Origin of the sequence: Microbacterium sp., from assembly GCF_049650565.1 — a bacterium.
Lineage (GTDB): Bacteria > Actinomycetota > Actinomycetes > Actinomycetales > Microbacteriaceae > Microbacterium.
Genome location: NZ_JBASAK010000073.1, coordinates 1 through 26627 on the forward strand (window position 1 = coordinate 1; position 26627 = coordinate 26627).

General features: G+C 69.2%; 29 protein-coding genes and 1 pseudogene. 6 read left to right on the forward strand and 24 right to left on the reverse strand.

Annotation, left to right across the window (positions count from 1 at the left end; genetic code table 11):
- The 3 genes and pseudogenes from WA967_RS12345 to glgB all read left to right on the forward strand — a co-directional run.
- Positions 1–315 (forward strand): annotated as a pseudogene (locus WA967_RS12345) (glycogen debranching enzyme); the annotation flags it as partial.
- Positions 316–369: 54 nt separating this feature from the next.
- A complete protein-coding gene (locus WA967_RS12350) occupies positions 370–2442 on the forward strand; it encodes a maltotransferase domain-containing protein (protein WP_424422988.1) in 2073 nt (690 codons plus the stop codon).
- On the forward strand, positions 2439–4646 hold the full coding sequence (gene glgB / locus WA967_RS12355) for a 1,4-alpha-glucan branching protein GlgB (RefSeq protein ID WP_424422990.1): 2208 nt from the start codon (positions 2439–2441) through the stop codon (positions 4644–4646). The genes WA967_RS12350 and glgB overlap by 4 nt, the downstream gene beginning before the upstream one ends.
- Positions 4647–4666: 20 nt before the next feature.
- On the opposite strand, the gene WA967_RS12360 is transcribed toward glgB, so the two are convergent.
- Positions 4667–5599, reverse strand: coding sequence for a tetratricopeptide repeat protein (locus WA967_RS12360; protein WP_424422993.1), 933 nt, complete (start codon positions 5597–5599; stop codon positions 4667–4669).
- A complete protein-coding gene (locus WA967_RS12365; protein WP_424422996.1) occupies positions 5596–7392 on the reverse strand; it encodes a glycosyl transferase in 1797 nt (598 codons plus the stop codon). The genes WA967_RS12360 and WA967_RS12365 overlap by 4 nt, the downstream gene beginning before the upstream one ends.
- 161 nt (positions 7393–7553) lie before the next feature.
- On the opposite strand from WA967_RS12365, the gene WA967_RS12370 reads away from it, so the two are divergent.
- Positions 7554–8633: an AI-2E family transporter gene (locus WA967_RS12370; protein WP_424422999.1), complete on the forward strand. Its 1080-nt coding sequence runs from the start codon at positions 7554–7556 to the stop codon at positions 8631–8633.
- Here WA967_RS12370 and WA967_RS12375 read toward each other — a convergent pair whose 3' ends face one another.
- The 9 genes from WA967_RS12375 to rpsB form a co-directional block, all read right to left on the reverse strand.
- Positions 8634–9344, reverse strand: coding sequence for an alpha/beta hydrolase (locus WA967_RS12375; RefSeq protein ID WP_424423081.1), 711 nt, complete (start codon positions 9342–9344; stop codon positions 8634–8636).
- Between the two features lie 2 nt (positions 9345–9346).
- Positions 9347–9634, reverse strand: a complete 288-nt coding sequence (locus tag WA967_RS12380) for a hypothetical protein (RefSeq protein ID WP_424423001.1) — start codon at positions 9632–9634, stop codon at positions 9347–9349.
- A 9-nt stretch (positions 9635–9643) separates the two neighbouring features.
- A complete protein-coding gene (locus WA967_RS12385) occupies positions 9644–10297 on the reverse strand; it encodes a transglycosylase SLT domain-containing protein (protein WP_424423004.1) in 654 nt (217 codons plus the stop codon).
- Between the two features lie 65 nt (positions 10298–10362).
- On the reverse strand, positions 10363–10947 hold the full coding sequence (locus WA967_RS12390) for a DivIVA domain-containing protein (protein ID WP_424423007.1): 585 nt from the start codon (positions 10945–10947) through the stop codon (positions 10363–10365).
- Positions 10947–12029: a phosphatidate cytidylyltransferase gene (locus WA967_RS12395; RefSeq protein ID WP_424423009.1), complete on the reverse strand. Its 1083-nt coding sequence runs from the start codon at positions 12027–12029 to the stop codon at positions 10947–10949. The genes WA967_RS12390 and WA967_RS12395 overlap by 1 nt, the downstream gene beginning before the upstream one ends.
- Positions 12030–12034: 5 nt before the next feature.
- On the reverse strand, positions 12035–12589 hold the full coding sequence (gene frr / locus WA967_RS12400; RefSeq protein WP_424423012.1) for a ribosome recycling factor: 555 nt from the start codon (positions 12587–12589) through the stop codon (positions 12035–12037).
- A 73-nt stretch (positions 12590–12662) separates the two neighbouring features.
- Complete coding sequence (pyrH, locus tag WA967_RS12405) at positions 12663–13379, reverse strand: UMP kinase (RefSeq protein WP_424423014.1); 717 nt, start codon at positions 13377–13379, stop codon at positions 12663–12665.
- A 98-nt stretch (positions 13380–13477) separates the two neighbouring features.
- Positions 13478–14305: a translation elongation factor Ts gene (gene tsf / locus WA967_RS12410; RefSeq protein WP_424423016.1), complete on the reverse strand. Its 828-nt coding sequence runs from the start codon at positions 14303–14305 to the stop codon at positions 13478–13480.
- Between the two features lie 41 nt (positions 14306–14346).
- Positions 14347–15291, reverse strand: coding sequence for a 30S ribosomal protein S2 (gene rpsB / locus WA967_RS12415; protein WP_424423018.1), 945 nt, complete (start codon positions 15289–15291; stop codon positions 14347–14349).
- 315 nt (positions 15292–15606) lie between these two features.
- Here rpsB and WA967_RS12420 point away from each other — a divergent pair, with 315 nt between their 5' ends.
- Positions 15607–16185, forward strand: coding sequence for a murein hydrolase activator EnvC family protein (locus WA967_RS12420; protein ID WP_424423020.1), 579 nt, complete (start codon positions 15607–15609; stop codon positions 16183–16185).
- A gap of 141 nt (positions 16186–16326) precedes the next feature.
- Here WA967_RS12420 and WA967_RS12425 read toward each other — a convergent pair whose 3' ends face one another.
- The 9 genes from WA967_RS12425 to WA967_RS12465 all read right to left on the reverse strand — a co-directional run bounded on the left by WA967_RS12425 (position 16327) and on the right by WA967_RS12465 (position 23340).
- Positions 16327–17229, reverse strand: a complete 903-nt coding sequence (locus tag WA967_RS12425; RefSeq protein ID WP_424423022.1) for a tyrosine recombinase XerC — start codon at positions 17227–17229, stop codon at positions 16327–16329.
- Positions 17230–17295: 66 nt separating this feature from the next.
- A complete protein-coding gene (gene dprA / locus WA967_RS12430) occupies positions 17296–18474 on the reverse strand; it encodes a DNA-processing protein DprA (protein WP_424423024.1) in 1179 nt (392 codons plus the stop codon).
- The gene (locus WA967_RS12435) at positions 18471–20000 is read right to left on the reverse strand and encodes a YifB family Mg chelatase-like AAA ATPase (protein WP_424423026.1); all 1530 of its coding nucleotides are present in this window, start codon (positions 19998–20000) and stop codon (positions 18471–18473) included. The genes dprA and WA967_RS12435 overlap by 4 nt, the downstream gene beginning before the upstream one ends.
- Positions 19997–20359, reverse strand: a complete 363-nt coding sequence (locus WA967_RS12440; RefSeq protein ID WP_424423029.1) for a YraN family protein — start codon at positions 20357–20359, stop codon at positions 19997–19999. Before WA967_RS12440 ends, WA967_RS12435 begins: the two co-directional genes overlap by 4 nt.
- 123 nt (positions 20360–20482) lie before the next feature.
- Positions 20483–20809, reverse strand: coding sequence for a DUF2469 family protein (locus WA967_RS12445; RefSeq protein WP_285632578.1), 327 nt, complete (start codon positions 20807–20809; stop codon positions 20483–20485).
- Positions 20810–20821: 12 nt separating this feature from the next.
- Positions 20822–21484 (reverse strand): ribonuclease HII, encoded by a 663-nt coding sequence (locus WA967_RS12450; protein WP_424423032.1) that lies wholly within the window; start codon positions 21482–21484, stop codon positions 20822–20824.
- Positions 21481–22218, reverse strand: coding sequence for a signal peptidase I (gene lepB / locus WA967_RS12455; RefSeq protein WP_424423035.1), 738 nt, complete (start codon positions 22216–22218; stop codon positions 21481–21483). Before lepB ends, WA967_RS12450 begins: the two co-directional genes overlap by 4 nt.
- A gap of 121 nt (positions 22219–22339) precedes the next feature.
- Complete coding sequence (rplS, locus tag WA967_RS12460; protein WP_424423038.1) at positions 22340–22687, reverse strand: 50S ribosomal protein L19; 348 nt, start codon at positions 22685–22687, stop codon at positions 22340–22342.
- A gap of 167 nt (positions 22688–22854) precedes the next feature.
- Positions 22855–23340 carry an MFS transporter permease gene (locus tag WA967_RS12465; protein WP_424423041.1) on the reverse strand — a complete coding sequence of 162 codons (486 nt, stop codon included), beginning with the start codon at positions 23338–23340 and terminating at the stop codon, positions 22855–22857.
- A gap of 101 nt (positions 23341–23441) precedes the next feature.
- Between WA967_RS12465 and map the strand changes: the two genes are divergently transcribed.
- Positions 23442–24224, forward strand: coding sequence for a type I methionyl aminopeptidase (gene map, locus WA967_RS12470; RefSeq protein ID WP_424423043.1), 783 nt, complete (start codon positions 23442–23444; stop codon positions 24222–24224).
- A 3-nt stretch (positions 24225–24227) separates the two neighbouring features.
- Here map and WA967_RS12475 read toward each other — a convergent pair whose 3' ends face one another.
- The 4 genes from WA967_RS12475 to WA967_RS12490 all read right to left on the reverse strand — a co-directional run bounded on the left by WA967_RS12475 (position 24228) and on the right by WA967_RS12490 (position 26623).
- A complete protein-coding gene (locus tag WA967_RS12475; RefSeq protein WP_424423046.1) occupies positions 24228–24965 on the reverse strand; it encodes a class I SAM-dependent methyltransferase in 738 nt (245 codons plus the stop codon).
- An 87-nt stretch (positions 24966–25052) separates the two neighbouring features.
- Positions 25053–25823, reverse strand: coding sequence for a tRNA (guanosine(37)-N1)-methyltransferase TrmD (gene trmD, locus WA967_RS12480; RefSeq protein WP_424423049.1), 771 nt, complete (start codon positions 25821–25823; stop codon positions 25053–25055).
- Positions 25824–25836: 13 nt separating this feature from the next.
- A complete protein-coding gene (gene rimM, locus WA967_RS12485) occupies positions 25837–26409 on the reverse strand; it encodes a ribosome maturation factor RimM (protein ID WP_424423052.1) in 573 nt (190 codons plus the stop codon).
- Complete coding sequence (locus WA967_RS12490) at positions 26393–26623, reverse strand: RNA-binding protein (RefSeq protein WP_424423055.1); 231 nt, start codon at positions 26621–26623, stop codon at positions 26393–26395. Before WA967_RS12490 ends, rimM begins: the two co-directional genes overlap by 17 nt.
- Between the last annotated feature and the right edge of the window lie 4 nt (positions 26624–26627).

Below are 26627 nucleotides of genomic sequence, written 5' to 3' on the forward strand. Positions count from 1 at the left end.
AGCGTCATGGACTGGTTCGATCAGAACGGCGACACCATGGACGTCGAGCAGTGGAACGACCCCCGCAACCGCACCCTGCAGTACGTGGCGGCCAGCGTCCCGGAGAACGGGGCGTCCAACCGCATCCTGCTGATCGTGCACGGCACCGAGGCCCCCATCGACGTGCGGCTGCCCGACTCCATCGAGGGCGCGACAGGTTTCGTCGAGCTCTGGTCGAGCGCCGATGAGAGCCCGTCCGACGAGCACAGGCGACACGCCCCGGGCGATGTGCTGCCCGTTCCCGGCACTTCGATGCGGCTTTTCCGGGTGGAGTGACGTCGAGCCCGTCGAGGGGCTGGCAGAAGTCCCGCTGAGCGGTACATTCAAGGTGTGGCAGCACGAACCGCTCAAGAACCCGCGGCGCTGAGAAGCCCCGCCCGGATTCCTCTGCGGCCCGCCGCCGAGACCCCCTCTCCGCAGGGCGTGCGCGCAGGGCGGATACCCCTGTTCCTCCCCACGCCGCGCGTGCCGCAGGAGTACCCGCCCAAGGCGTTCGCCGGCGAGGTCGTGCCGTTCGGCGTCGTCGCCTTCCGCGAGGGGCACGACCGCATCGGAGTGCACGTACGGCTGCGGGATCCTTCCGGCACCGAGAGCCTGCACCGACTGGACGCGCTCGAGGACGGCACCGACCGATGGCGCGCGCAGATCGCGCTCGATGCCGTCGGCGATTGGCAGTACCGGTTCGAGGCCTTCGCCGACGACTTCGCCACGTGGGCGCACGCGAGCGAGGTCAAGGCCGCCGCCGGCGTCGATATCGGGGTCATGTCCGCGCTGGGCGTCTCGCTGCTCACCGCTGCGGCGTCCGAGAAGGATCGTCCGGCGGCCGAGAGGCGGATGCTGCGGGCCGCAGCCGCACGACTCCGACCGGCGGATGCCGGGGAGCTGACGACCGTGTCCACGGACGCCGCGCTCGCCGCTGCGTTCGCCGCGCGCCCGCACGCTGCACTGGGATCGGTCACCGACTGGCTGCCGCTGCGCGTCGAGCGCCGGGCAGCGGGCGTCGGCTCCTGGTACGAGTTCTTCCCCCGCTCCGAGGGCGCAGCCCGCCGCAAGGACGGCACGGTCAAGAGCGGCACGTTCCGGTCGGCCATCAAGCGCCTGCCGGGTGTCGCGGGCATGGGCTTCGACATCCTGTACCTGGTGCCCGTGCATCCCATCGGCACGACCAACCGGAAGGGCCGCAACAACTCGCTGACCACCGAGCCCGGCGACCCCGGCTCGCCGTACGCGATCGGCTCCGCCGAGGGCGGGCACGACGCCATCCACTCCGAGCTCGGCACCGAGAAGGACTTCCGCGCACTGCTGCGCGCCGCGCAGAAGGAGGGGCTCGAGGTGGCGCTCGACCTGGCGCTGCAGGCCTCCCCCGACCACCCCTGGGTCGTCGAGCATCCGGAGTGGTTCACGACACTGCCCGACGGCACCATCGCCTATGCGGAGAACCCGCCGAAGAAGTACCAGGACATCTACCCGCTGAACTTCGACAACGACCCCGAGGGCATCTACGCCGAGATGCTGCGCGTGGTCATGCACTGGGTGAACCTGGGCGTGCGGATCTTCCGCGTCGACAACCCGCACACCAAGCCGCTGCAGTTCTGGGAGTGGCTGATCGCTCAGGTCGACGCCGCGCAACCGGGCGTGGTGTTCCTGGCCGAGGCGTTCACACGCCCGGCAGTCATGCAAGCGCTGGCCGCGGTCGGATTCCAGCAGAGCTACTCGTACTTCACCTGGCGCAACACCAAAGCCGAGCTGCAGGAGTTCCTCACCAGCGTCTCGCAGGAGACGAGCGACTACATGCGGCCGAATCTGTTCGTGAACACCCACGACATCCTCACCGAGTACCTGCAATTCGGCGGCCGCGCGGCGTATCGCATCCGCGCCTGCATCGCGGCGACGGCGGCGCCGACCTGGGGCGTGTACGCGGGGTACGAACTGATCGAGAACGTGGCCAGGCCCGGTTCCGAGGAGAACATCGACAACGAGAAGTACGAGTTCAAGTTCCGCGACTGGGACGGCGCCGAGGAGCGCGGCGAGTCGCTGGCACCGCTGCTGCGCAGGCTGAACGCGATCCGCGCCGCGCATCCCGCACTGCAGCAGCTGCGCAACATCTCGTTCCACTGGAGCGACGACGACGCGATCCTGGTGTACTCCAAGCACCTGGACGCGGCGTTCACCAGCACTGGCCGTGCCGACACGCTGATCGTCGTCGCGAACCTCGACCCGCATTCCGTCCGCGAGACGACCGTGCATCTCGACACGCGCATCTGGGGCGTACAGCCCGGTGATGGATTCGAGGTGGAGGATCTGATCACAGGAGCCGCGTGGACGTGGAACGATCACAACTACGTGCGGCTCGACGCCTTCGCCGAGCCGGTTCACATCCTGAGGGTGAAGGAGCGATCATGAGCTACATCGAGGACGTCTCCGTTTCCGAGGAGTGGGAGAAGGCCGCCGTCGGCGCGCATCACAACCCCCATATGCTTCTCGGCGCGCATCCGGCCACGGATGCCGCGGGCCGGACCATCACGATCATCCGCACGCGCCGTCCACTCGCGGAGTCGGTCACCGCCGTCTTCCTCGACGGCGACAGGCTTCCCCTCGAGCACGTGGTGCACGGCATCTGGGAGGGCAGGCACGCGGGTCCCCCCTCGGCCTACCGCATCGCCACCGTCTACGCCGGCCAGAACGAGAAGCTCGCCGGTGACCCGTACCGCCACGTGCCGGCTCTGGGCGAGATGGATCTGCATCTGATCGGCGAGGGGCGCCACGAGCGACTGTGGCAGGTGCTGGGAGCACACCCCCGTGCCCTGGATGGCGAGACCGGGGTCGACTTCGCCGTCTGGGCGCCGGATGCCCAGGCCGTGCGCGTCTGCGGCGACTGGAACAGCTGGAACGGCGAGGGCCACGCCATGCGCTCGATGGGCGCCAGCGGCGTGTGGGAGCTCTTCGTCCCCGATGTGTCGGTGGGCAGCAGGTACAAGTACGAGATCCTCACTCCCGCCGGCAAGTGGATCCTCAAGGCCGACCCGATGGCGCAGCAGGCGGAGGTGCCGCCGGCGACGGCATCCGTCGTCACGCTCAGCGCCTACACCTGGGCCGACGGGGCGTGGATGACCCGCCGTGCCGCACGACACGCTGTCGCGCAGCCCATGTCGATCTACGAGCTGCACCTGGGTTCGTGGCGCGAAGGACTCGATTACCGTTCCATCGCCGACCCGCTCATCGAGCATGTCACCGCCACGGGCTTCACGCACGTCGAGTTCATGCCGCTGGCCGAGCACCCCTTCGGCGGTTCCTGGGGCTACCAGGTCAGCGGATACTACGCGCCCACCAGCCGCTACGGCTCCCCCGACGATCTGCGCTATCTCATCGATCGTCTGCACCAGGCCGGCATCGGGGTGCTCATGGACTGGGTGCCGGGCCACTTCCCCAAGGACGACTTCGCGCTGGCACGATTCGACGGGCGCCCGCTGTACGAGCATCCGGATCCGCGGCGCGGCGAGCACCAGGACTGGGGAACGCTGATCTTCGACTACGGCCGCAACGAGGTGCGCAACTTCCTCGTGGCCAACGCGCTGTACTGGCTCAGCGAGTTCCACGTCGACGGGCTGCGCGTCGATGCCGTCGCCTCCATGCTGTACCTGGACTACTCCCGCGAGGACGGCGAGTGGGAGCCCAACGTGCACGGCGGCCGCGAGAACCTGGAGGCCATCAGGTTCCTGCAGGAGGTCAACGCCACGACGTACCGCCTGCATCCGGGCATCGTCATGATCGCCGAGGAGTCCACCGCCTTCCCCGGTGTGACCGCACCGACCTCCGCCGCCGGCCTGGGGTTCGGTTTCAAATGGAACATGGGGTGGATGAACGACTCGCTGGAGTACATGAAGCGCGACCCCCTGTACCGCTCGCACCACGAGGGCGAGATCACCTTCTCGTTCGTGTACGCGTTCGGCGAGAACTACGTCCTCCCGATCAGCCACGACGAGGTCGTGCACGGCAAGGGCACCCTCGTCTCGCGGATGCCGGGAGACCACGCGCACAAGCTCGCCAACGTCCGCGCCTACCTGGCGTACATGTGGGGTCACCCGGGCAAGAAGCTGCTGTTCATGGGGCAGGAGTTCGGTCAGATCGGCGAGTGGTCCGTCGACAGGGAGCTGGACTGGTGGCTGCTGGACCAGCCCGCGCACACTCAGCTGGAGCACTTCGTCGGTGCGCTGAACGCCGTGTACCGGCGGCAGGCCCCGCTGTGGGAGCGCGACAACGAGTCCTCGGCCTTCACCCGGCTGGGCGGCCCGACCTGGGATCCCAACGTCGTGGTGTTCGAGCGACGCGATGCGCACGGCGGTCATCTGGCCGTGGTGACGAACTTCTCCGGTGCGACACTCTCCGGCTACCGTCTGCAGCTGCCGAAGGAGGGCTCCTGGCAGGAGGTCCTCAACTCGGACGCCGTGGAGTACGGCGGTGCGGGCGCGGGCAACATGGGGTTCATCGAGGCGCACTGCGAGGACTACGACTCACCTGCCATCGCGATCGCGACACTCCCCGCACTGTCGACGATCTGGTTCCGCTACCAGAACGACCCGCACATCCCCTCGATCGGCAAGGGCTGACCGAGGACCTGAGGGCGGATTCAGAACAGCAGCGACGCCAGGCGGGTCCGTGCGGATGCCACGCGCGGGTCCGCCGCCCCGATCAACTCGAACAGCTCGACCAGGCGCTCGCGCACCGGCGTGCGCTGATCGTCGTCGGCGGCCGCGAACAGGTCGAGGAGGCGTCCGAACGCGTCCTCGACGTGCCCGCCCGCGATGTCCAGGTCGGCGACGCGGAACTGCGCCTCCACATCGGTCGGCGCAGCAGCGGCCGCGGCGCGTGCCTCCTGCAGGTCCAGTCCCTGGACCCGGTCCAGCAGACGCACCTGGCCGAGACCCACCCTGGCCTCTTCATCGCGCGGGTTCTCCGCGAGAGCGTGCTGATAGGCGGCGATCGCACGTGCGTAGTCACCGGCCTCGATGGCGGCGAACGCCTCGGCGTGCAGCGGAGGCAGGGGCTTCTCGTCGGGCTCGTCAGGCGCCGGGGCCTCTGCGCCGTCGGCCGGCACGGTGCCGGTCACGCCGTTCTGCGCGGCGACTTCCAGCAGCTTCGAGAAGACCTCGCGCACCTGTTCCTCGGGCACCGCCCCGGTGAACATCGGCACCGGCTGGCCGCCGATGAGCGCGACCACCAGCGGGATCGACTGGGCGCGGAACGCCTGGGCGATCTGCGGGTTGGCATCGACGTCGACCTTCGCCAGTACGACGCGGCCCGCCAGTTCGCGGGTGACCTTCTCGATGATGGGGCTGAGCTGCTTGCACGGTCCGCACCACTCGGCCCACAGGTCCACGACCACCGGCACGGAGCGGGACAGCTCGAGGATCTGGGCGAAGCTCGCGTCGGTGACGTCGACGACGAGGCCGGAGGGCGCCTCGGATGGCGCGCCGTCCTGGTCGGCGGGCTGCGCGGCACGGCCCCGCAGGGATGACAGGTCGACGGCGCCGCGAAGCGCGGCGGCAGAGATCTCGGTCATTTGATCACCTTCACACTGAGGAGGTCCTGATGATAGGCCAGCAGACGGATCTGCTCGTTGGAGCCCTGCGCGGGCACAGCGAAGAAGAGCTGGATGCCATAGGTCGTCTCCACGCCCTTGGCTGCCTCGGAGGCGCCCGTGAGTGCCTTGGCCTCGGCGTTCCCGTCGTACTTGATCACCGCGTCCGGCGACGTCGGCGTCACCTGCTGGGTGTCGATCACGCTCACCGAGACCACGGCGCCGCTGTTGAGGGTCGCCAGAGACAGCGGCTCGTATTCGGAGGGAGCCATCGCGAAGGTCGCCTGGGAGGTCGTGCCTGCGCCGGCGTCCTTGAGTCCGTTGACGATGGCGTCCCTGCTCGCGCGGAATGAATCGGCGGCCTTCGTCGCCAGGTCGTCGAAGCGGCCGACGAATTCGCTCTTGTCTCCGGCGTCCACGAAGTTCGAGAACGCGCCTGCGAGCTCCGACGGCGGGATGGACAGGAACGCCGACTCCGCCGGAACCCTCGTCGTGCCGAGCCAGGCCGGAGCGACGTCGGGGAATGCGCTCGAGGCCGGCATGTCGGCCATGGCCGTGACCCGATAGTTCGCCCACGGGTCCGCCTGGGTCATCGTCAGCAGCACGGGAGGCTTCTTGGCGTCGTTCTCCGCCACAGTGAGCGCCAGCACCGTCCGGGGCCAGCTGTCGGTGGCTTCGGGCAGCAGGATCTTGACCGCGCCCGCAGGGGACAGCAGTGCGGTGGCCTTCCGATCCTCGATCTTGCTGCGCAGCTCGTACTCGGTCTGGCGCCCCGCCAGCGCCGCACCGCTCAGCCTGGTCTCCGCCAGCGCGGCGTCGAGATCCGTGTCCGCCTTGGTCAGCGTCTTCGCGATGTCGCCGACGATGCGCTGGCCCTGCTTCTGAGTGATCACCGGTGGCTTCTGGTTGTCCGGTTTGACGACGGTCGGGGTCGGGGTCGGGGTCGGGGTTCCCGCAGAGAACTGCGGCCACGAGTCCGCCGTGCAGCCGGTGGCGAGCAGCGCTGTCACGGCCAGCGCGGGGACGGCGATGGCGAGCCGGCGCGGCGCGCGTCGCGCGGCGCGGTTCTCGACCGTGCCGTGTTCGATCTCGGCCCGCTCGGGCATGGTGATCGGCTGCGTCTCGGGCAACGGCCCCGGACCCTTGCGGCGGGGCCCGCGTCCGCGACGCTGGTGCCGGATGCCGAGGATGTACAGCACGATGCCGATGGCCAGCAGCAGGCCGCCGAGACTGATCAGCGGCCCAGCCCACGGCGTGCGCGTGTCCAGCGGCCACGACACCAGGATGTTCGTCGGCGCGTCCTTCACGCCGTCCTTGGCGATCAGGACGCTGTTGCCCTTCGTCAGCTGCATCTCGGCGACCAGGGCGTCCTTGTCGGCGAACGAGTCCAGCCACAGGTCGGATCCGACCGGCGATCGGCCGGAGGTCTCGCCGCCGTCAGCGGGCTGCTGCTTCGCCTCGATGCGCTCGGTCTTCGGCTTGTGCGACTTCGTGAGCGACACGCGATCGTACGCCGTATCGGAGAGCCAGGCCGTCATGTCCGCGGTGCGGGCGTAGGCGACGAAGATGTCGCCCTTGTCCCGCACCATCAGCGTCTGGAGCCCGGGGTGAGCACGGAGCACATCGGCATCCACCATCACGTATGGCGACGAGTCATCGACGCTCAGAGTCATGCGCTGCTCCGAGGGCCCCATGAAGACGGTGCGCTGGGCGATCCCCAGGCCAATGAGTACCGTGGCCAGCACGAAGGCCACGACGGCCCATACGAATCGCACGAATCAGCTCCTTACGTGCCACCGGACGCGTCCCGGCGGTCTCCGCTCGACATTTCAGACTATCGAAAGCGGCTGTGCATTGCCCACGAGTGCGCGCCGCACGTCCTATCGGGCCGTGCCACCGCAGGCGATTAGGCTTGCGACATCCGATCAGGAGAACGATGAAGATCCACAGTCCCTTCCGCACCGCTCTGGTGGCGACGCTCGGCGTCGGCCTGGGCATCATGCTGCTCACCAGCGTTCAGATGCTCTCCACCGTGCTGCTGTATCTCGGCACCGCGCTCTTCCTCAGCCTGGGCCTGGATCCGCTGGTGTCGTTCCTCACGCGTCGTGGACTCCCGCGGTGGGCGGCTGTGCTGACGACCATCCTCGCGGTGCTCGGCGTCTTCACGGCCATCGTGCTGATCGTGCTCCCGGTCGTCATCGAGCAGATCTCCCAGTTGGTCACCAAGGTCACGGACCTCATCGTCAATGGCGATCAGACCGTCCAGAATCTCAAGGACTGGATGACCGACACCTTCCCCGACCTGCGCGTGGACGACGTGTTCGCGTATGTGGAGAACTGGCTGGCCACCGAGGACTGGGCCAAGAACGTGACGGAATGGGGCGGGTCGATCGGGCAGGGCGTGCTGGTGGTCGGCGGCGCTGTGCTCACCGGCATGTTCGGCGCGTTCATCGTGCTCGTGCTGACCATCTACCTGACGGCATCCACGCCCTCGCTCAAGCGCGCGGTGTATCACCTGGTGCCGGCATCCCGCCGGGATCGCTTCATCGACATCGCCGACCAGATCACCGACTCCGTCGGGCACTACGTGATGGGGCAGGTAACGCTGGGCGTGATCAACGGCGTCCTCAGCTCGATCTACCTGTCGATCATCCATGCGCCCTTCACCGCCGTGCTGGCAGTGATCGCGTTCTTCTTCTCGCTCATCCCGCTGGTGGGCACCCTGACCGGCTCGACGATCATCGTGCTGGCATGTCTGATCCCGGGAGTCGGCTCGCCCGGTACAGCGCTGGCTGCGGCCATCTACTACCTGATCTACATGCAGGTCGAGGCGTACTTCATCGCGCCGCGCATCATGAGCCGCGCCGTCGCCGTGCCCGGTGCGGTGGTCGTCATCGCCGCGCTGTCCGGCGGCGCCCTCCTGGGGCTGCTGGGCGCCCTCATCGCGATCCCCGTGGCGGCCAGCATCCTGATCATCTACCGACAGGTGCTGCGTCCCCGCATGGACGCGCGCTGATCACTCGTCCCAGGTCGTGGCCAGCGGCAGCGCCGCGGGGTTGACGGCGGCGACGATCTCGGTGAGCACGCGCCGCGTCTGCGTCTCTCCCACCCACAGGTGCCGCCCGCCGGCGACGGCGATCACCTTCGCGTGCGGCACGCAGGCGAAGCGCCGGACGGCTTCGTCCGGCCGCAGGTAGTCGTCGAGCTCGGGGATGACGGCGACGAGCTCCCGCGCATCGCCCTTCCACGCCTCGAGTTCGGCATCCGTCGCCCGGTGCAGCGGCGGCGAGAGCAGGATGGCGCCGCGGATGTCGTGATCGCGACCGTATTTGACTGCGAGCTCGGTGCCGAACGACCAGCCCACCAACCACGGGTCGGGAAGACCTCGCTCGCGGACGAAGTCGACAGCGGCGGCCACGTCGAACTGCTCGAGCCCTCCCCCGTCGAATGAGCCCCCGCTGGCACCGCGCGGTGAGGTCGTGCCCCGCGTGTTGAACCGCAGCACGGCCAGATCCGCCTGAGCGGGCAGGCGGGCGGCGGCCTTGCGCAGCACATGGGTGTCCATGTTGCCGCCGGCGGTCGGAAGCGGATGCAGGGCGATGAGCGTGGCGACCGGTTCGTGCTCGGCGGGGACGGCGAGCTCGCCGACCAGGGTCACTCCGTCGGCCGTGATCAGCTCGACGTCGGTGCGCTGCGCGGGGAGCAGCATCGGCCCGCGAATCTGCAGCGTCACGCGATGCGCCAGCAGTGCGTGTGCCAGTGCCGACGCGCGGCGAGGTCGGCGGACTCCCCCATCACCCCGTCGGCGCGCCACGCGACCAGGTGCGCGGTACCGGGCAGAATGCTTCCGCCGCATCCGGGGCAGGTGTACTCCTTCACCGACTTCGCTCCCGCGACCGGCTGCACGATCCACTCCCGGCCCCGGCGCGTCTCAGTGCGTTTCCAGCCGGCGAGCAGGCGCTCGAAGGACTCATCCGCGCGGGTGGTGTCAGTCCGCCGTCTGTGAGATCGTGCCATGCCTTCGGTCTACCACCAGTGGTGGGTCCGCCAGAAGTTGTACGCGCCCGCCCAACCGCCGTAGCGGCCGGTGGCGTACCCCGTCCCCCAGCGCAGGTTGTCGACCGGGTTGTAGCCGTTGCCGGGCACCTTGCTGCACGGCAGCGCCTGCACCAGGCCGCACGCGCCGGAGGACCTGTTGGTGGCGTTGGGATTCCAGCCGCTCTCGCGGGAGACGATGTAGTCCACGTAGGGGTAGTCGCCGGCGGAGATGCCCGCCGCGGCCATCCACTCCTCCTTGCTGCCACCGCCGGTGTACTTCGGGATGGAGCTGCCGCCGGCCTTGGGCTTGGCCGATGCCGTCTCCGGCTTCGGCGTGGGCTTCGGCTTGACGTACACCTCGAAGCCGCCACGGACCATGGGCTCGATCTTCGCGCCCTCGACGGTCACCGTGATGTTCTGGGTGTCCTTGGCTGCGAGATCGAAGGTGGTCACCGACGCGGTCGCGGGTCCGGACGGATCAGCCGACGCGCTGCCGGTCGGAGCGAGCAGCGCCGCCGAGAAGCCGATGACGGCCAGCCCGGCGCCGACAGCACTCAGACGACGTCGCCACGGATGCTTCAGGTTCGACGGGGATGCGTTCGGGCGCACCGGCGTCGATATCAATTCGTTATCGGGAGTCACGATGGGTGCCAGTCTACGCAGAAGACCCTGGAACGTCCATGAGAGTCTCCCGTGTGGCGCGAGAATCAGCGCACCGCGAGCATGACCTCCACCGTCGCATCCAGCAGGGCGTCCACCTGCTCCTCGCGGTAGCCGCCCCGCTGCATGCGGAACGCCGCACCGCGGACCTGCTCCACGCTCAGCGCGTCTCCGTCGCGCAGGAACGCCGAGATCCGGTCGGCGACGTGATCGACCTCACCGATCCGATACCCGAAGGCGAGCCGGTTCGCCCGGGCGAACCGATGCTTGGCGGGGCGCGCGAGGTGGTCGAGCACGCACTGCGCATCCTCCCGCGCCTTCGCGACCCACTCGGTCACTCCCATCGACCGGACCGCCTGTTCGCGTGCGCGGGATGCGAACGCGTCCTCGACGCGTCCCAGTGCCGCGTCGACGTCGGCGATCACATAGCCGTGCCTGACCAGCGGGAACGACGCGCTGCGGACGTCCTCCGCGCCGAAGTCGTCGCGGCCGTCCTCGAACGCGGCGCGAGCGGCTTCGAGGAAGGTGTCGACGGCTGCGCGGTGGTAGCCGCGACGCCGTCCTGCGGTGAGGGGGAACGCCGCCGGCGTCTCCTCCTCCTCGTCGAACACGTCCAGATCTTCATCAGCCATCACGACACCATCCACGCGGAGAGAAGGAAGTACAGGGCCAGCGCGGGGATCGTCGACGGCAGGATGCTGTCCAGCCGATCGAGCAGACCGCCATGGCCGGGCAACCAGGAGCTCATGTCCTTGATGCCGAGGTCGCGCTTGAGCATCGACTCGCCGAGGTCGCCGAGCGTCGCCGAGATCAGGATGACAGCACCCAGGATCAGACCGCACCACCACTGCAGCTCGAGCAGGTAGACCGCCAGCGCCACGCCCACAGCAAGGGAACCGACGACCGCGCCGGCGAAGCCCTCCCAGGTCTTCTTGGGGCTGATCCTCGGCGCCATGGGATGCTTCCCGAGCGACAGGCCCGCGACGTATGCGCAGGTGTCTGCGGCCACGGCGATCGCCACGAACGAGAGCACCCACCACTCACCCCGATCCTGCAGCAGCAGCATGATCGCGACCGAGGTGAGGAATGGCACGTACACCTGCACGAAGGCGCCCACCACGACGTCGGAGAGCACGTCGCCGTACATCCTGCCGTCCTTGACGACCATCTGCGCGACCATCCGCCACACGGCGATGAAGGACACAGCGACGATCAGCACGACCCAGCTCAGCCAGAACTGACCGGACGCCCCTGCCAGGAGCACGCCGACGGCTGCGATGAGCTGGGCGACGACGTCCACCCGTCGTCCGCCTGCGCGCAGCGCGCGGGAGAGCTCATAGGTGCCCAGCAGGCCCGCGGCGAGGGCGATCGGCACGAACAGCCACTTGGTGAACAGCAGCGATGCGATGAGTGCCCCGCCGAAGGCCACGCCGATGACGATCGCCAGGATCAGGTCTCGCCCGGTGCGCTCCTTGATGCGCTCATTGGCCTGATCGAAGTGATCCCTGGCCTGCGAGACGTGCGTCTCGATCTCGCCCTTGCGGGCCCGCCACTGCTCGCGGATGGCATTGTGCTCGCCCGTGGACAGCGGGTCGGCGGGACGCGGCGGCAGAGGAGGGCGCGGCGGCACCTGGGACACGTCGAAGACGGGCTGCGGCTCGGCCGCACCCCGCTCGGGAGGACGCCGATCCTCCCCGTCGTTCTCGCCGGACATCCTGCTCAGACCTCGAGGAGCTCAGCCTCTTTGCGCTTGAGGGCATCGTCGATGGCCTCGACGTGCTGACGGGTCAGAGCATCCAGCTCCTTCTCGCCGCGCGCGACCTCGTCCTCGCCGACCTCGTCCTTGAGCGCATCCAGCTCATCCTTCGCCTTGCGGCGGATGCCGCGCACGCGGACCTTCGCGTCCTCGCCCTTGGACCGCACGAGCTTGACGTACTCCTTGCGTCGCTCCTGCGTCAGCTCGGGCATGGTCACCCGGATGATGTTGCCGTCGTTGCTGGGGTTCGCGCCGAGGTTCGGCATGTCGCGGATCGCCTGCTCGATGGCCTTCAGCGCCGACTTGTCGTAGGGCGTGACGATGAGCGAACGGGCTTCGGGATTCGCCAGCGACGCGAGCTGCGCGAGCGGTGTGGGCGAGCCGTAGTAGTCGACCAGCACCTTCTGGAACAGCTGAGGGTTGGCGCGCCCGGTGCGGACCGTGGCGAAGTCCTCCTTGGCGGCATCGACGGCACGCGTCATGCGCACAGTGGTTTCGGAGAGGACATCCGCGATCACGAGGGCTCCTTGCTTCAGGGGTTTCTGACGATTCTATCCGGCGCGCTCCGCCGGACCGTGGAGATGCGCGCGCTCAGGCCGTGACCAGCGTGCCGATCGGCTCGCCGAGCAGTGCGCGGGTGACGTTGCCGGCGGGCTCCATGCCGAACACGCGCATGTCCATGGCGTTGTCCATGCACAGGCTGAACGCCGTGGAGTCGACGACCTTCAGGCCGCGCTGCAGGGCGTCACGGTAGGTCACACGCTCGATGCGCTCCGCATTCGGGTCCCTGTGGGGATCGGCCGTGTAGATGGCGTCCACCCCGTTCTTGGCGACCAGCACCTCCTGAGCGCCGATCTCCAGCGCGCGCTGCGCGGCGACGGTGTCCGTGGAGAAGTACGGCAGGCCGGCACCCGCGCCGAAGATCACGACGCGGCCCTTCTCCATGTGGCGCTCCGCCCGCAACGGGATGTAGGGCTCGGCGACCTGGGTCATCTGGATGGCGGACTGCACACGCGTGGGCGCGCCGGCCTGCTCGAGGAAGTCCTGCAGCGCGAGGGCGTTCATCACGGTGCCCAGCATGCCCATGTAGTCGGCGCGGCCGCGGTCCATGCCGCGCTGGCTCAGTTCCGCGCCGCGGAAGAAGTTGCCGCCACCGACGACCACCGCGATCTCGACGCGGTCCACGGCTGCGGCGATGTCCCGGGCGATGCCGCTGACCACATCGGGGTTCACGCCCAGGGATCCCCCGCCGAATGCCTCGCCGGACAGTTTGAGAAGGACGCGACGGCGTCCGGTGCGTTCAGTCATGGGTGGGTCCTCTCGTCCGGTTTCAAGATAGTGCCTCGGACTGTTCCGGGCATGCAGAAGGGGTCCGGATCGCGGTTGATCCGAACCCCTTCGAGGTGTTACGCGCCGACCTTGAAGCGGGCGAAGTCGGTGACGGTGAGACCCGCCTCCTTCAGCACCTGCTCCACGGACTTCTTGTTGTCCCTGGCGTAGTCCTGCTCGAGAAGCGCGACCTGCTTGAAGTACGCGGTCACGCGACCCTCGACGATCTTCGGCAGGGCGGCCTCAGGCTTGCCCTCGTTGCGAGAGATCTCGGTCACGATCTCGCGCTCCTTCTCCACGTCGGCCGCGGGGACGTCCTCGCGGCTGAGGTAGGAGGGGTTCGCGAACGAGATGTGCTGCGCGATGCTGCGAGCGGTCTCCGCGTCGGCGCCCGTGTAGGCCACGACGACGCCGATCTGCGGCGGCAGGTCCTTGCTGGTGTGGTGCAGGTACACCGACAGGGAATCGCCCTTGACGGTGCGCACGCGACGCAGCTCGACCTTCTCGCCGATGATCGCCGCCTCCTCGGAGATGAGATCCGCGACGGTCTTGTCACCGGCGGATGCGGCCAGCGCGGCCTCCAGCGAGTCGGCGCCGGCAACGGCGACCGCGTCGGCCACCTTGTCGGCCAGCGCGATGAAGCGCTCGTTCTTGGCGACGAAGTCGGTCTCGCAGGCGAGCTCGATCAGCGTCACGGCGCCGTCGGTCTCGCGAGCGGCGACCAGGCCCTCGCTGGTGGAGCGGTCAGCGCGCTTGGCGTTGCCCTTGGCACCCTTCAGGCGCAGGATCTCGGTGGCCTTCTCGACGTCTCCGTCGGCCTCCTCGAGCGCCTTCTTGGTGTCGACCATTCCGGTTCCGAGCTGCTCGCGCAGCGCCTTGATGTCGGCGATGGTGAAGTTGGCCATGTGTGGTGGCTCCTTGCTTCGTATCTGTGCGGGTGTGCGGATTACTTGGTGTCTGCGTCGGCAGCGGGCGCCTCAGCAGGGGCGGCCTCAGCGGCCTCAGCGGCCTCAGCAGCGGGCGCCTCGGCAGCGGGCGCCTCAGCGGCAGCCTCGGCCTCGGCAGCGGGCGCCTCGACACCGGACTCGGCGGGCGCCTCGACACCGGACTCGGCGGCGTCGGCAGCAGGTGCCTCGGCGGCGTCGCCCTGCAGGAGCTCCTGCTCCCACTCGGCGAGCGGCTCGGCGTCGCCCTCGGGGTTGTGCTTCTGCTGCAGGCCCTCGGCCGCGGCGTCGGCGATGATGCGCGTCAGCAGCGAGACGGAGCGGATCGCGTCGTCGTTGCCGGGGATCGGGTACTGGAAGTCGTCCGGGTCGGCGTTGGTGTCCAGGATGCCGATCACCGGGATGCCGAGCTTCTTGGCCTCGTCGATGGCGAGGTGCTCGCGCTTGGCGTCGACGACCCACAGGGCCGAAGGCGTCTTCGACAGGTTGCGGATGCCGCCCAGCGACTTGTGCAGCTTGTCGAGCTCGCGCTTCTTGAGCAGCAGCTCCTTCTTGGTGAAGCCCGAAGCTGCGGGGTTCTCGTAGTCGAGCTCCTCGAGCTCCTTCATCCGGGCGAGGCGCTTGGCGATGGTCGAGAAGTTGGTCAGCAGACCGCCCAGCCAGCGCTGGTTGACGAAGGGCTGGCCGACGCGGGTGGCCTGCTCGGCGAGGACCTCCTGCGCCTGCTTCTTGGTGCCGACGAAGAGGATCGTGCCACCGCGGGCGACGGTCTCCTTGACGAAGTCGTAGGCGCGGTCGATGTACGCCAGCGACTGCTGCAGGTCGATGATGTGGATGCCGCTGCGCTCGGTGAGGATGAAGCGCTTCACCTTCGGGTTCCACCGACGGGTCTGGTGTCCGAAGTGCACGCCGCTGTCGAGCAGCTGGCGGATGGTGACCACAGCCATGGTCGTCTCCTGTTTCTGGCGCTCTCACGCCGTTGAGGTTGTTCCCGTCGATCTCGCGATCGACGATCCTGGTGCCCGGCGCACACCCGCCTTCTCGGAGAGAAGGACCTGTGGGAGTGGATGCCGCGACGGAGTCGCTCTGGGCACGCGTAGTCATCCCGATTTCGGGATGCCCCTTCAGTGTACAGGATGCGGTGCCTCATGCCGGGCGCAGGCAGGGCCGCTCGCCCTGCACATTCTCCGAGCGCGCGGAGTTGTCCACCGGCAGTGCGAATCGAGCGCTTCGACCCTCCGAAGCGGTGCGAGAGTGGGGGGATGACCGGGATCCGCAGCGATGTGCGACGCCGTCGGCTCCACGCGCAGACGGCGGTGCTGCTGCTGGTCGCGCTGTGCGTGCTCGCGCCGGCCCCCGCGGCGGGCGCAGGCAGCCGTACCGGCCCGCAGGCGGCATCCGAGAGCACTGCGGATGCCGCTCCGGGATATCCCTGGACGTGGCCGGTTGAGGGCGCGCGCACCGTGACGCAGCAGTTCCGCGCCCCGGCACATGAATACGGCCCCGGACATCGCGGCATGGACGTGGCAGCCGTGCCCGCCGGCGGCGTGCGCTCACCGGCGGCGGGCGTGGTGGCGTTCCGCGGCGATGTGGCGGGCCGGCCGCTGATCACGATCGATCACGGTCATGGGTACGTCACGACTCTCGAGCCCGTCGCGTCGACCTTGGCGCCGGGCACCGCGGTGGCCGCTGGCGATGAGGTGGGGACGACGGCTGCGGGCGGGCACGCGGCGAGCGGGACGCTGCACGTCGGCGTGCGTGTGGACGGACGATACGTGAACCCGCGCGGCCTGTTCGGCGGGCTTCCGCGCGCCGTCCTTCTGCCGTGCTGCGCAGCCTGAGTTCTCACCTCGACGGCTGTCGGCCATGGATCCGGACAGGTGGCGGATTCGGGTGCGCCGAGCCGGGTGCGCCGAGCCGGATGCGCCTGCGGGTGGCCGCATGCGGCGCCAAGCGAAGGCGTGCGACGAGCAGGATCCGCGTCAGGCTCGCGGGTGCGCGAGGCGATACGCGGCAGTGAGCCGCTCCGCGGACACGTGGGTGTAGATCTGGGTGGTGCCGAGGCTGGCGTGCCCGAGCAGCTCCTGCACCGCGCGCAGGTCGGCACCGCCGTCCAGCAGATGGGTCGCGGCGGAGTGCCGCAGCGCGTGTGGACCGACATGATCCGATCCCACCACCGGTCCCAGCACGCGGGCGACAAGGGCGTAGACGGTGCGCGGGCCGATGCGTCCGCCACGGGCGCCCAGGAAGAGCGCCGCCGTGGGCCTCGCGGCGCGCGCGAGCAGCACCGGCCTCGCGCGCGTGAGGAACGCGCCGAGTGCCGCCGCGGCCGGGCCGCCGAATGGCACCACACGCTCCTTCGCGCCCTTGCCCAGCACGCGGATCGTGCGCCTGTGCAGATCCAGATCGTCGACGTCGGCGCCGCACAGCTCCGACACGCGGATGCCTGCCGCGTAAAGAAGCTCGAGGATGGCGTGATCGCGCAGCACGACGGGGTCGCCGGACTCCGCCGCGATGCGCTGAGCCTCCAGCAGCTCGCGCATGCCGTCGGCGGACGCGACGACGGGCAGCGTCTTCGACCGGCGCGGGGCCACCAGCCGAAGGCTGGGGTCGACGTCGATCAGCTCCGTCTCGTGCGCCCAGCCGAAGAACGACCGGACGGCTGCGGCACGCCGTGCGAGCGTGGAACGCGCGTCCCCGCGCTGCGTGGCCTGCCACAGCCACTCGCGCAGCACTTCGAGGTCGACGGACGCCAGCGAACCGTCGCGCAGCGTGCGCCCGAGGTCGGCGAGGTCGGAGCGGTATGCACGCACGGTGGCGGGCGACAGCCGGCGCACCTGAGTCAGGTGCACAGTGAAGGCCTCCACGGCCGCTGCGTACTCCACTCCTCCAGCATGCCCCGCACGCGAGGTGACGGCGCGCTCACGCGCCGGTCGTGCCCGCGCTTGGCCTCACCCGATCCGCCGCCATCCCTCCGGCGTCTGGACGACCACGCCGTCGAGGGCCAGCAGGCCCAGCAGGCTCCGCACCCGGTCGACGCTCAGACCGCACCGGCGTGCCAGGTCACCGGCATCCCGCGGCGTGCGCATGCTCATCGCATCCAGCAGGCGGACGCGCTCCGGATCGACGCGGGGCTGCGAAGGCGCATCGAGCGCTCTGTCATCCCAGAGCTCGCGCACCTCCTGCGCATTGGTGACGCAGATCGCGTCGAACTCGCGCAGGAGCCGATGGCATCCGGCCGAGGCTGCGCTGGTCACCGGCCCCGGCACGGCGCCGATCGGGCGCCCCAGGGCGGCCGCGTGCCCGGCGGTGTTGAGCGTGCCGCTGCGCCACCCGGCCTCTACGACCACCGTCGCGAGGCTCGCAGCGGCGATCAATCGGTTGCGCTGCAGGAAGCGCCATTTGGTGGGCGCGCCACCACAGGGCACCTCGCTGACCACGAGACCGCCCTTGCGGATGCGCTCGAACAGCTGATGATGACCGACCGGATACGCGCGGTCCACTCCCCCCGCCAGGAAGGCGACGGTCACGCCGCCCACGCCGAGCGCCGCGCGATGCGAGGCGCCGTCGATGCCGTACGCCCCGCCGGACACCACGACTGCGCAGGCCCCTGCCAGATCACCGGCGATGTCGGCCGCGACGGATTCGCCGTACGGGGAGGCGGCCCTGGCACCCACCATCGCCACGGCCGGCCCGGCGGTGAACGAGGTGAGGTCACCGCGCGCCCACAGCACCAGCGGCGCGTGCGGACCCAGATCCTGCAGCCCCGCGGGCCACCCGGTGTCCCCGGGGAGCATCAGGTGCCCGCCGACATCCAGACACGAGGTCATCGCCTCCATCACCGCCTGCGCGTGCGCACGCGGGTGCCAGCGGGTGCGTGCGTCGGCGAGGGCGGCCGGGGTCACGATGCCCGGGGTCAGGAGGCCTGCATCCTGCAAGGCGATCTCCAGCGCCTGCGGCGCCCCATGCGCGTCGACCAGCGCGCCGGCCGTCCCGTCACCCGGTTCCACGAGGACGGACCATGCGACGCGCGCCAGCGTCTCCACAGGATCCCCGGCCGGGCGCAGCCGCTCGGCGAGCGGCAGCAGCCGCGCATCGTCCAGCATCCTGATCCTCGTCGTCGTCTTCATGCCAGCAGGCCCTTCTTCAGGAACAGGGCACGGCCCAGTTCATCGATTCCCGGCGACACTGCGCCGGCCAGATCGGCGATCGTCCACGCGAGGCGCAGCACCCGGTCGTACGCGCGCAGCGTGACCGTCCCGCGCTCCAGCGCACGATCCAGAGGCGCTCTGACGGTCGCCGGCAGACGCAGTGCACCGAGCCGGAGCCGCTCGCCCGGCACCTCCCCGTTCACTCGCCAGGGTGTACCGCGCAGGCGCTCGGAGGCCGCACCGCGTGCGGCGACCACCCGCTCTCTCGCGCTCTCGGATGTCACATTCGAACGCTCGCCGGAGGTCGCCCTGGCCGCCGCTACGCGCGCGACCTGCAGGTCGATGTCGATGCGGTCCCGCAGCGGCCCCGACAGCTTCGAGGCGTAGCGGCGGATGGACATCGGCGGACACGCGCACTCGGCGCCGCGCACCCCGTAGTTGCCGCACGGACAGGGATTCATGGCCAGCACCAGCTGGAAGCGCGCCGGGTAGCTGGCGGTGAACCCCGCTCGGTGCACCTCGATGCGCCCGGACTCGAGCGGCTGCCGCAGCGCGTCCAGCGCCGCCCTCTGGAACTCCGGGGTCTCATCGAGGAACAGCACTCCGCGGTGCGCCCGCACGATCGCACCCGGCTTCGCCACCCGCGTTCCGCCGCCGACGAGAGCCGCCATCGAGGCGCTGTGATGGGGTGCGACGAACGGCACCACCGGGTCCAGCCTCGTCACCGGCTCGCCGACCAGCGATCGGATCGCGGCGACCTCCAGCGCCTCGTCGTCGAGCAGCAGCGGGAGGATGCCCGGGAGCCGGCGCGCCAGCATCGTCTTGCCCGATCCAGGAGGCCCGCTGAGCATCATGTGGTGGCCGCCTGCTGCGGCGATGATCAGCGCGTCGACGGCCTCCTCCTGCCCGATGACGTCCGCCAGATTCAGGGAATGCCTCTCCGGGTCGTCGGACGCGGCGAGTTCCACCGCTTCGACGTCCGGCACCTCCACGTCAGCGCCGTGCAGCGCCGCCACCTCCGCCAGCGAGGCCACGGCACGCACCTCGATGCCGGGCACCAGTGCGGCCTCCGCAGCATTGGCATGCGGCACGATCACGCGCTCGAAGCCCGCCCGCGCGGCCGCGTAGACCGCGGGCAGCACACCGGCCACCGGCCGCACGCGCCCGTCGAGCCCCAACTCCCCGATGTGCACGGTTCCGCGAATGGCACGGGCAGGCAGCAGTCCCCCGGCGGCCGCCGTCGCGATCGCGATTCCCATGTCGAACCCCGAACCGTGCTTGGGCAGGCTCGCCGGCGACAGGTTGACGGTGAGCCTGCGCCGCGGAATGTCCAGCCCGGAGTTGCTGCAGGCGTTGCGCACCCGCTGCACGGCCTCGCCGAGCGCCTTGTCGGGCAGCCCGATGATGCTGAACTCCGGTGTCTGCGCCGAGAAGTCCGCCTCGATCTCCACCAGGTGACCGTCCACACCGGTCAGCGCCACCGCCCACGTCCGCGCGGTGCTCACAGCAGGTCCACCAGATGCTCGAGCTGCGCGGTATCGGCATCCGCTCCGATCAGGCCGATGGCCTCCAGGCGGATCTCACGCCGACGGGCGGCATCGGGATGCGCGGCCGCCCATGCGAATGCCAGCCGCCAGAGCCGATGGCGCTTGCGCTCGTCGATGGCCTCGAACGGATGGCCGTACCGCACGGACCTGCGGGTCTTGACCTCAACGACGCACAGCACATCGTCGCGCCGGGCGACGATGTCGATCTCGCCCTGGGGGCACCGCCAGTTGCGGTCGAGGATGATGTATCCCTGCGCGCGCAGATGCCTCGCCGCGCGCTGCTCGCCCGCACGTCCCAACTCGTCTTTCGCTGCCATGACGACAGCCTGACGCGGTGCACCGACGCCGGATCACCGTGAACCCAGTCCTTGTGCAGAACTTCTCAGAACCGAGGGTCTGTGGAAAGAAGCCGCTGCGGAGCGGAGTGCGGAGGGATAGACCTACTTGCCGTCGAGCGACAGCTCATCGGGCAGTTCGAACTCCCGGCGCTGCAGCTCCTCGACGTTGACGTCCTTGAAGGTCAGCACGCGAACCGCCTTGACGAACCGGTCGGCCCGGTAGATGTCCCAGACCCAGACGTCGGTCATCGAGATCTCGAAGTAGAAGTCGTTCTCGGTGTCGCGACGGACGACGTTCACCTCGTTAGCGAGGTAGAAGCGCCTCTCGGTCTCCACGACGTACTGGAACTGTGCGACGACGTCCCGGTACTCGCGGAACAGCGCGAGCTCGAGTTCGCGGTCGTAGTCGTCGAAGGCATCCTCATCCATGATGACTCCATCCTAGAAGAGGGTCGGGGCATCGGCGATCGCCCAGGATGCGCGATGCAGCGGCGACAACCCCAGCTCACGGATCGCCTGGCGATGCTCGGCACTCGCGTAGCCCTTGTTGCGATCCCACTGATACGCCGGATGCTGGGGATGCTGTTCGATCATCCACTCATCCCTCGCGACCTTGGCGATCACCGACGCGGCCGACACCGACGCGCAGTCCCGGTCGGCCTTGATGACCGTGCGGACGGTCAGCGACACGGGGTGCACGCGGGAGACGTAGTCGTGGTTCCCGTCCAGCAGCACCAGCGCACGATCCAGCGAGGCCCCGAGATCCACGATGCCCTGCACGGCCCGGGATGCCGCCAGTCCCAGCGCGCGCATGATGCCGACCTCGTCGATCTCGGCGGCGCTCGCCCAGCCGACCGCCGAGGCCTGCACCCACGCGGCCGCACGCTCTGCCATCGGCGGACGTCTGCGCTCGGTGATCATCTTGGAGTCGCGCAGCCCCTCGGGCACGCGTCGGCGCGACCCCGCGGCATCCATCACCGCCGCCCCCACCGCGACAGGGCCCGCCAGCGCTCCTCGACCGACCTCGTCGAGGGCGATGACGATGTCGAACTCATCCTTGAGCAGTTGCCGTTCCAGGCGCAGCGTGGGCGCGACGACGGTCACTTGCTCTTCGCCGCCGGCACCGAGCGGAACACCTCGTCGTGGGTGTCGATGAGTCCGAACCGGTCGAGCGGCCAGGTGGTCAGGAATGCACGCCCCACGACGTTCTCCAGTGGCACGAAGCCGCCGCCGGGCAGCTCCTGGTGCGCGCGGGAGTCCTGCGAATGGTCTCGGTTGTCGCCCATCACCCACAGCCTGTCGGCGGGGACCGTGACGTCGAAGTCGACGTCGGAGGCCGCGGTGTCGCCGGCGGGCAGATCGAGGTACGAGGCCTCGTCGATGGGCGAGCCGTTGATGGTGATCTGGCCGAGGGCGTTGCAGCAGACCACATGGTCGCCGGGCAGTCCGATGACGCGCTTGACCAGATGGTCCTGGGCATCCGACGTCGACAGGCCGACGAAGGTGAGCACCCAGTCGGCGGCCTCGACGATGAACGGCCTCGCCGGCGCCTGCGGCACAGGCGGCAACCACCCGCCCGGATCCTTGAACACCACGACGTCGCCGTGATCGTATCCGGTCCACTGCGGGGTCAGCTCGTCGACCAGGATGCGGTCGTTGATGAGCAGCGTGCGCTCCATGGATCCGGACGGGATGTAGAACGAGCGCAGCACGAAGGTCTTCACGACGAACGAGACCAGGGCGGCGATGAGGATGATCACCAGCACATCGCGCAGGAAGGTCAGAAGACTGCGCCGCCGGGGGGCCTTCTCCGCAGGCTCGACGGCATCCGTGCTCATCTGATCTCTCTTCTTCTCGTGCACCGCGTGGGCGCGGCATCTACAAGGGTCGCACACAGATGCCCAGACGACGGAACCCCGAGACGATCGTGTCTCGGGGTTCCGTGCAGGCTCAAGCGCGTCAGTTGTCGCGCTTCTCCTTGATCTTCGCCTTCTTGCCGCGCAGGTTGCGCAGGTAGTACAGCTTGGCACGACGGACGTCACCGCGGGTGACGACCTCGATGCGGTCGATGACCGGCGAGTGCACCGGGAACACGCGCTCCACGCCCACCTGGAAGCTGATCTTGCGCACGGTGAAGGTCTCGCGCACGCCATCGCCCTGTCGGCCGATGACGACGCCCTGGAACACCTGGATGCGCGAACGCGAACCCTCAGTGATGTTCACGTGCACCTTGACGGTGTCACCGGGGTTGAAGACAGGGATGTCGGAACGGAGTGAAGCCGCGTCGACGGCGTCGAGGATCTGCATGATCGTCTCTCTCTGCACTCGCCTCAGGTCGGATGCATGATTCAAAGGATTAAGAACGGGCGTGTGCCGAGCGGCGCGCGAGGCGACCGCAGGCTCCCCTGGGGCAGAACCGGATCACGGCACAAGCATCCATTCTGCCATGAACCGCACCGCAGGCAAAACCGGAGTCAGTCCTTGCGCGGACGCTCTTCGATGACGACGACGTCGGGCTGTGCGCGCGCCGACGGGGGATCCTCGCGCGGCGCACTCCAGCTCATGGCCTCGCGGATGCGCAGACCGCTGCCGCGAGCCTCGTTCCACAGCTGCCACAGCTGCAGCCAGAACAGTCCGATGGCGGCGACGATCGCGCCGGTCAGCAGCCAACCGAAGGCACCGGCGGCGAACAGGCCGACCGAGACGGTCAGCACGTGCCAGACCGTGAAGCCCAGAACATCCCACCAGGACAGTGCGCGCTCGGCGCGCACCGAGGGGCGCGACCTGGTGAGAAGCGTGAGGATCAGCTGCCCGGCGAACACCGCGGGCGCCGCCATCAGCAGCACCCACAGCAGGCTCCACCCGCTGCGGCCGAAGATGATCCAGCCGACGACCAGCCACAGCGGCAGCAGGAACGCCGCCGGGAGAAGCCAGCGGAAGAATGCCTCACGCAACCACATGCTCCGATGGTACGTGCATCCGCACCCCGAGCCGCGGGTTTTCGCTGTGAGCTTGCGATGGCGGGGAACTGGAAGAATGGATGCCGACGAGAGGATTTCCCATGATCGAACTGCGCACGCCGGCCGAGATCGACGAGATGCGAGCCGCAGGCCGCTTCGTCGCGGAGACGCTGGCCACGCTGCGCGCGGAGACCAAGGTGGGCACGAATCTGCTCTCCATCGATCGCCACGCCCACGATCTCATCCGCAAGGCCGGCGCCGAGTCGTGCTACATCGACTACGCACCCTCGTTCGGCAACGGGCCGTTCGGCAAGGTCATCTGCACTTCCGTCAACGACGCCGTGCTGCACGGCCTCCCCCACGACTACCAGCTGCGCGACGGCGACCTGGTCTCGCTGGACTTCGCCGTCTCCGTCGACGGCTGGGTGGCCGATTCCGCTGTGTCCTTCGTGGTCGGGACTCCGCGCGATGAGGACCTGCGCCTGATCGACACGACGAACCGGGCACTGGATGCCGCGATCGCGACCGCGACCGTCGGCAACCGCATCGGCGACATCTCCGCGGCCATCGCCGCCATCGCGCACGGCGAGGGCTACTCGATCAACACGGACTTCGGCGGCCACGGCGTGGGCCGGATCATGCACGGCGACCCGCACGTGCCCAACGACGGCCGCGCCGGACGCGGCTTCCCCCTGCGCGAGGGGCTGGTGTTCGCACTGGAGCCGTGGCTGCTGGCCACGACCGACGAGCTGATCACGGATCCCGACGGCTGGACGCTCCGCAGCGCCGACGGCTCGCGCGGCTCGCACTCCGAGCACACGGTCGCCGTCACGGAGGACGGCCCGATCGTTCTCACCGACCGCGGCTTCCTCGGCGTCGACTGAGGTTCAGGCCGCCCGGTACACGTACACGTCGGTGATCTGCGGCAGGTCGAACTCGTCCTGTCCGCGGGTCGCCGGATCCGCGTCGAGGATGCGGTGCAGTTCGCCGACCATGCGCGTGCGCTCGGTCTCGGATGCCGCCAGGAACGAGCTCACGGTGAGCCATCGCGCGATGTAGTCGGCGCGGGTGATCCGCTCCTGCCAGGGCACCTGCACGAGCCGCGGCTCGCCGAAGCCCGGCAGCACCTCGGTGACGGCGTCATCGGCCGTCAGCCCGCCGGCGAGTCCGGGGTGCGCGACCCGGGTGCAGGCGCGATCCCAGGCGCACGAGGGGTCCGAGTGGTTCCACAGCAGCCCCAGCGTCCCGCCCGGCCGCAGCACGCGCCTGATCTCCGCGCACACCGGCTCGCGGTCGAACCAGTGGAACGCCTGCGCCACGGTCACGACATCCACCGCGGCATCCGCACTGGGAATCCGCTCGGCCGTGCCGACGTGGGCCTCGACGCCGGGCAGCTTCGCGCGCAGCACGTCGAGCATCTGCTCGGAAGGCTCGACGGCGATCACCCTGGCTGCCCTCGAGACCAGCAGGGAGGTGAACTTGCCCGTGCCCGCGCCGAGGTCGAGCGCGACGTCCACGGAGCCGGGCAGCACGGCATCCGCGGCCTCGTCGGGAAAGCCGGGACGGTACCGGTCGTAGTCCTCCCCCGCGTTCAGGAACGACTTCGCCAGCGACTGATCAGCCATCCCTCCAGCCTATCCGCGCCATTTCGTCGCATCCGCGCCATCGATCGGTGGAGCGGATGCGACGAAGTGCAGCGGATGCTGTGGAGGTCAGTCGAGCAGGTCGGGCCGTCGCGCGCGCGTGCGCTCGAGCTGCTGCTCGCGCCGCCAGGACGCGATCGCACCGTGGTTCCCGCTGAGCAGGATCGGTGGGACCTCGCGCCCGCGCCACACGGAGGGCTTGGTGTAGGAGCCGTACTCCAGCAGCCCGTCCTCGTGCGACTCCTCGACCAGGCTCTCGGGGTTGCCCACCACGCCGGGGATGAGCCGGCCGATGGCCTCGGTCATCGCCATGACGGCGACCTCTCCCCCGTTGAGCACGTAGTCGCCCAGGCTGATCAGCCGCACTTCGCCGAGCTCGGCGGCGTACTCGAACACACGCTCGTCGATGCCCTCGTACCGGCCGCAACCGAAGATCAGGTGCTCGCGCGTCGCGAGCTCGCGGGCAGTGGCCTGAGTGAAGACCTCACCCGCGGGTGAGGGGAAGATGATGGTGGGGCGGCCCTTCGACAGGCTCAGGAACCCAAGCTCGGAGCTCAGGAACCCAGGCTCGGGGCTCAGGGATCCAGCATCGGGGTCCGGGCTTCCAGCCTGTGCAGAGACGAGTGCGTCGAGGGCCTCGCCCCAGGGCTCGGGCTTCATGACCATGCCGGCGCCGCCGCCGTAGGGCGTGTCGTCGACTGTGCGGTGCCGGTCGTGCGTCCAGTCGCGCAGATCGTGCACGTGAAGATCCAGGATGCCGGTCTCCTGCGCTTTTCCCAGCAGGGAGAGCGTCAGGCCGTCGAAGTACGACGGGAAGATCGAGACGACGTCGATGCGCATGACGATCCCGGAATCACTCCGAGGCGGAGTCGTCCGCGGTCGGAAGCTCCTCGAAGAGGCCGGCAGGCGGGGTCACGATGATCCTGTGACCGGGGATGTCCACGGTGGGGACGATCGCCTCGACGAATGGCACCATGACCTCGGCATCCGCCGTCTTCACGATCAGCAGGTCCTGCGCGGGCAGGTGATCGACGCGCAGTACGCGGCCGATGACGGTCTCGTCGCGGACGACGTCCAGGCCGATCAGCTGGTGCGCGTACCAGGCGTCGTCCTCGACCTCATCGTCCTCGTCCATCCACAGGATCGCCTTGACCAGCGACTCGGCGGCGGTGCGGTCCTCGACGCCGTGCAGGAAGACGACGGAGCTGCCGTTCATCACGCGGTAGTCGCGAATGGTGATGGTCTTGCCATGCCACTCGGATGCCTCCGGCACCTGCAGGGTGAATTCGGCACCCGGCACGAAGCGCCGTTCGGGATTGTCGGTGTACAGCTCGAGCTTCAACGCGCCCTTGAGGCCGTGCGCCTTGAGCAGGCGGCCGACGCGCAGCTGGTTCTTCTCGCCGGCCACGTCAGTCGTCCGCGACATCGACGCGGACGCGGTGTCCGTCGGCGAGGGCGGAGATCAGCGTGCGCAGCGCCTTGGCGGTGCGGCCGCCGCGCCCGATCACGCGACCACGGTCATCCGGGTGCACGTGCACCTCGAGCAGGTCGCCCCGGGGCGACGCGGATGCGGTGATGCGGACGTCCTCCGGGTGATCGACGATCCCCTTGACGACGTGTTCGAGCGCGGCGGCGAGCACAGCG